The 4688-nt window shown below is 70.2% G+C and carries 5 protein-coding genes; 2 read left to right on the top strand and 3 right to left on the bottom strand.

All coding sequences use genetic code 11. From position 1 onward, the window contains the following. Positions 1-853 precede the first annotated feature (853 nt). Positions 854-1246 (top strand): helix-turn-helix domain-containing protein, encoded by a 393-nt coding sequence (locus ACGFS9_RS32710; RefSeq protein WP_393258628.1) that lies wholly within the window; start codon positions 854-856, stop codon positions 1244-1246. A gap of 179 nt (positions 1247-1425) precedes the next feature. On the opposite strand, the gene ACGFS9_RS32705 is transcribed toward ACGFS9_RS32710, so the two are convergent. The 3 genes from ACGFS9_RS32705 to ACGFS9_RS32695 all read right to left on the bottom strand — a co-directional run bounded on the left by ACGFS9_RS32705 (position 1426) and on the right by ACGFS9_RS32695 (position 3967). Then, on the bottom strand, positions 1426-1671 hold the full coding sequence (locus ACGFS9_RS32705; RefSeq protein WP_393258626.1) for a hypothetical protein: 246 nt from the start codon (positions 1669-1671) through the stop codon (positions 1426-1428). Positions 1672-1783: 112 nt separating this feature from the next. Next, positions 1784-2896, bottom strand: a complete 1113-nt coding sequence (locus tag ACGFS9_RS32700; protein ID WP_393258624.1) for an IS3 family transposase — start codon at positions 2894-2896, stop codon at positions 1784-1786. 387 nt (positions 2897-3283) lie between these two features. Continuing rightward, complete coding sequence (locus tag ACGFS9_RS32695) at positions 3284-3967, bottom strand: hypothetical protein (RefSeq protein WP_393258622.1); 684 nt, start codon at positions 3965-3967, stop codon at positions 3284-3286. 386 nt (positions 3968-4353) lie between these two features. On the opposite strand from ACGFS9_RS32695, the gene ACGFS9_RS32690 reads away from it, so the two are divergent. Continuing rightward, positions 4354-4688, top strand: a 335-nt coding sequence (locus ACGFS9_RS32690) for a hypothetical protein (protein ID WP_393258619.1), incomplete at its 3' end; no start/stop codon positions are given.

The following is a 4688-nucleotide window of genomic DNA, read 5'->3' as shown; positions in this document are numbered from 1 at the left end:
ACCACCCGCGCAATTCATAACGAACCCGAGCGAGCACTCCCCATCCTGGGCATCACTAACGATCCAGACACCTACGGAACTTGATCAAGCCCTGCCCCAGAGGGGTGGATAGGCGGCGGGTTCACGTTGTGTGCTTGTCGGGTCGATTGGTGCCTTGTTGTTTGCACAGGGCCGCCGGTTGCCCGTCCGCATCCGTCCCTCTGCATCGTCCCTCGTGAGAGTGAGGTTGGTGGGCCTGCCCCGACCGCCGCTCGGGCGTTGCCAGGCCCCTCCCCCGGCGCTGCTGCCTTCGCGCCGCCCTGCGGGCGGGCCGGTCGGTCGCAGGTCGGGGCGTGTGCGGGGCGGGGGGCGCGTGCGGGGCCGGGTGAGGGTGGGTGGCGGCAGGGATCGGTGGCGGCCGGCCTCTCGGGCTGCATGCGTTGCCGGTGTGCCGCAGGGCGGGGCGCGACCGTGGGCGGGGCGGCCGTGGGCGGGGGGCCTCGACGATGTAAGGAAGGAGGGGGTGCGGGCGAGGATCGGGAAGGTGCCCAGTGAGCGTGGCGGTGTCCGTGGCCGGCCGATGGACGGGCGGGTTCGGCCGCCGATAGGAGGGGCAGGGTTCGCCGGACCGGCAGCCTGCGACCTGTAGTCGGCGCCCCCGGCAGCCGGGAGTCGGGGTGGTGGCCGGCCTCGAACCCAACAGGCCGGTGTTCGATGCCTGTTCGGTTCGAGGCCGGCCGGATGGGCAGCGCGTCGGCTTCAGCGCTATACCACTGTTGGGCAGCGGGGGTCGGATCGAAGGCTGTCGGCGAGCCGATTCGTTTAAACTCACTGGTACCCAGGCGGGAAACAGTCGAGCAGGAAGACACCAGCCGTGCCGAACCCACTGCAGGTACTGATCAAGCACCAACTTGACCAGCACGGTTTGTCCTATGGCGACGTGGCGCGTCGGGGAGGTGTTGCGCGTTCCACCGTTCACCATCTGGCTACGTCGGAGCAATTGTCCCGTATGCCGCAGCAGAGCACGCTCGAGGGGCTGGCCAAGGGGCTGGACATCCCGGTCACTCCAGTGCACCGGGCTGCTGCGGAGGCGTGCGGGGTTCATCTCTATCTCGAGGATGCGCCCGAGGCGGGGGATCCCGAAGTCGCGATTCTGATCGCGAGCGTGCAGAAACTCGGACCGGTCGACCGCTGTCATGTTTCCGCGCTCGTGGAGTCTCTGCTGCGGACGGCCGCGGCGGAAGAGGAGAAGTCCGGCCGCCTCTGAAGAGAGGCCGGCAAAGGCAAGCCGCGACTCTCGAGGTCGCGCATCGGAGCGCTGCGGTCGTCCGGTGCGGGCGAGAGTTGATGGAAAGGCGACTTTCACATTCTTTCAATTCGTCTTCAACTTTCCGTGCCGGAATCCGCCGGGAGGGGCACGCTCGAGGGCTGCCGGTGTTCGATTCCTCAGAGGTGGTGCGGGTTCGCCGCTCCGAGCCAGTTGATCACGATGGCGACGGTGCGGTAGTCGAGCTCGGCGATCTGTGTCATGACCCTGAGGTCGCGGAGCCGGTCGGGTACGCAGGCCGCATCGAGGGCGCAGTGGATCAGCACCTTGTGCGCCTGGGTGGCGGGAAGGTCCCCCTCTGCGGCGAGGGCATCGCGCAGGGACGGCGCGACGGGAACCGGAGGGGTCGTTTCTGTGTTTTGCATGTTCTCTTTCATGAGGCTGTCGATCGGATTCCGCCCCCGGGTCCGTCGCGAGGCGGAATAGCGTCAAAAGAGGAAAGCGCCATTCGTCGCGGCGCTGCCGCGACGGCATCATTCACCTTGCCGGCAGGGGCTCCATTCGCAGTGCCCTTCGAGGCGCCCTTTGAGGCGCCGGTTGGAGCGCCGGGTGGGGTGCCGGGTGGGGTGCCGGGTGGGGTGCGGAGCTTTCCTGGAAAAGGATTTCCAGTCGGGTCTGCAGGTCGTCGGTGGTGTTCCACTGGTTTTGCGGGAGGAGGCCTTGGGCGGTCTTTCTCCAGAAATGGTCCACCGATGCCTGGGCGTCGTGGTCGGGGACGCGGGCGGTCGCGGGGGCCAGCGCGAGGATGCGGGTGCGTTCGGTGAAGGCGTATGCGGTGAGCCGGGTGCGCGGGAATGATCCGGTGTCGCGGGTGAGGGCGGTGTTCAGTGCCGTGTGGACCAGTTCATGGGTGAGGGTGTTGTCCATGCCCCAGCCGACGAGGCGGTGTTCGTGGGTGTCCAGCACGACGGCGCAGTACAGGGTTCCGGTGGCGGTGTGGTGGGCTCGGGCGTCCACGACCCACAGGCGTTGCGTGGTGCTGTCGAGGGTCTGGGCGGCTTCCCAGCGGGTCCGGCCCGCGCGTCCCTGGATGCCGGCCTGGCGCATCAGGAGTTCCACCGTGCCGCGGCTGACGCTGATGCCGTAGCAGTGCTGGAGTTCGTGGTGGATGCGCCGTGAGCCGTACAGGGCGTGGGAGGCGCGGTAGATGGAGAGGATGAGTTCGCTCAGCCGGGCGTGGCGCAGTGCGCGGCCGGAGGGGCCGCGCCGGTACCAGGCGTAGTAGCCGGATTCGGAGACGCGTAGGAGGGCGGCGGTGGTGCGGACCGGGTGGCCTTCGGCCGCCATGGTCTGGATGGCCTCGAATCGGGCTTGCGCGGGCACGGCGTCGCTGAGGTGCCGGGTGAGGCGGCGGTGGGTGAGCAGTTCGCTTTCGAGTTGGGCGATGCGTGCGTTGGCGGTGTCCAGTTCGCTCTGCCGGCCGTGGCCGTGCTGTGGGTGATGGGCGATGTGGGGGTGGGCCTGGCGCCAGCGGTAGAGAGTGGATCTGCTCAGGTGCAGTTCGGCTGCGACGTCCCTGACGGTCCGGCCCTGGGCGAGGAGGTTCAGGGCCTGGTCCTGCAGCGACGAGGGGAGGGGCTGTGTGGGCATGGTCCTTCCTGTTGTTGCCCGGGGCCGGGACGGTGGTGTCGCGCCGGGTGGTGTAGCCGATCAGGCCGGCGAAGTCTGCGGCTCACCGGCCGGATCACCGGCGACGCAGACCCCGCAAGCCCCGCAGGCTTATAGGTCCCGTAGGCCCGTGGGCCCTGTGGGGCTTCCGGGGCGGGACCGGCGGTGATCACGCGGTGACCGGCGGCGGCAGCGGAAGTGACAGCGGCCGGCTGCGCAGCGGCGTCCGCGGCGGATCGTGATCGGCTACACCACGACGAGGGACACGGCCGGGCCCCGTCGAGGGGGGTGCGGCGGAAAGGCGGCAGTCGTGGGAGGCGGCCCCACAAGGGTTGGGTGGGCCGGCTCCGGACCGCCCGCCGGGAGGGGCTAGTTGACGTGGCGGTGCATCGTGACGGTGGGCTGGAAGCTGTCCTGGGGGCCGACGGCGCTGCGGTGGGGGGCGGAGGCGGCTTCGCGGTCCAGGACGGTCTTGATCTCCTGGGCGAGTTCGTCGGCGCGCTTTTTCACGTTGGGAATGGAGAGGTGGGAGGTCCTCAGTGCGGCCGCTTCGCGGTGGATGCGGGTGAGGTTGCTGAGAGCCGACCTGCTGAGGGTCATCTCCTGGGGGGTGGCGACCACGAACTGGTAGGCGCCGGCGAAGGTTTGGCAGCCTTCACAGTGGTTGTTGGAGGACCGGGAGAGGTTGGTGGCGTTGATCAGGCGGGCGTTGCGGCCGGCGGCGGTGACGATCTGGTAGGACAAGGCGATCGACCGGCAGGGGGCCTGCGGGGAGCAGCCCGCGGACTGGGCCGTGGCCCGGTTGTTCGCCGTCACCGCGACGAGCGGCCCGAACTGGTGGATTTTGAACGACTCGTCGAACTGGTTGACGTGGGTGCGGTTGGCGTGGGCGTCGGCCATGTCCACGGCGGCGGACATGAAGGAGTGGCTACCGCCGGTGGTGGCCTGAGCCGACGTCGTGGTCGCCGCGACGGCCATGCCGGCAGTGGCGATCATGCCGAGACGCACCGCGGTCTTGGCGGCGGTGCTGGTGCGCGGTTTGCGGTGACTCATGGCTGTCTCCTTGAGATGAGAGAGAGGGACAAAAACGAGAAGGGAGAAAGGGGAGATAGAGGGTGAGTGGGGGGCCTGCGGCAGGGTCGGGGTGTTGCGGTTGCAGGCAGGCGGCCACCAGGGGTTGCGGGTGGTCGGCTGCCGGGGGTTGCGGGCGATCGGCTACCCGGCAGGGTCAGGGTGGTGCGGTTGCAGGCGGGCATCTGCCGGGGGGCGGCGGTTGCAGGCGGGCAGCTGCCGGGGGGGGCGGCGGTTGCGGGCGGGCAGCTGCCCCCGGGGGGGTGCGGGTGGTCGGCTGGCGGGGTCAGGGTGTTGTGGTTGTGGTGGGTGTCTGCGGGGGGTCGGTCGCGGTGGGCGGCGCGGTGTCGGGTGGGGATGGCAGGTCCGTGGGGGTGGCGGAGGGGATCTGCGAGGGGCTCTCGGTGCGGGGGCCGCTGGCCGTCCTTTTGGGTGTGCCGGCGGCTGTCTTCGGTGAGGGCGGCGGCTGGTCGCTGCTGTGGGGCGATGCGGAGGCGGAGGCGGTGGGGTCGTGCGGGTTCGGGCTGCTCGTGCCGGAGGTGTGGGAGGGGGTGGTGGCCGGGCGGGTCGCCTGGATGCCGGCGGGGGTGGTCGCCTCCGGTGCCGGGGCGGTCGCCGTGGGGGTGGGGTGGACGGGCTGGTCCGCGGGCCGTGCCTTGGGGACGCCGGGCTGCAGGATGGGGGCGACGGGCGGGGCGGGGGG

It is taken from the genome of Streptomyces sp. NPDC048566 (assembly GCF_043199735.1).
Classification (GTDB): domain Bacteria; phylum Actinomycetota; class Actinomycetes; order Streptomycetales; family Streptomycetaceae; genus Streptomyces.
The sequence above is the reverse complement of the archived record's forward strand: the minus strand, read 5'-3'. Positions and strand labels throughout refer to the sequence as shown.

Coding starts and splice junctions, on each gene's coding strand:
- ACGFS9_RS32705 (WP_393258626.1), bottom strand. CDS start 1,671: ATGCAAAACACAGAAACGACCCCTCCGGTTCCCGTCGCGCCGTCCCTG.
- ACGFS9_RS32695 (WP_393258622.1), bottom strand. CDS start 3,967: ATGAGTCACCGCAAACCGCGCACCAGCACCGCCGCCAAGACCGCGGTG.
- ACGFS9_RS32700 (WP_393258624.1), bottom strand. CDS start 2,896: ATGCCCACACAGCCCCTCCCCTCGTCGCTGCAGGACCAGGCCCTGAAC.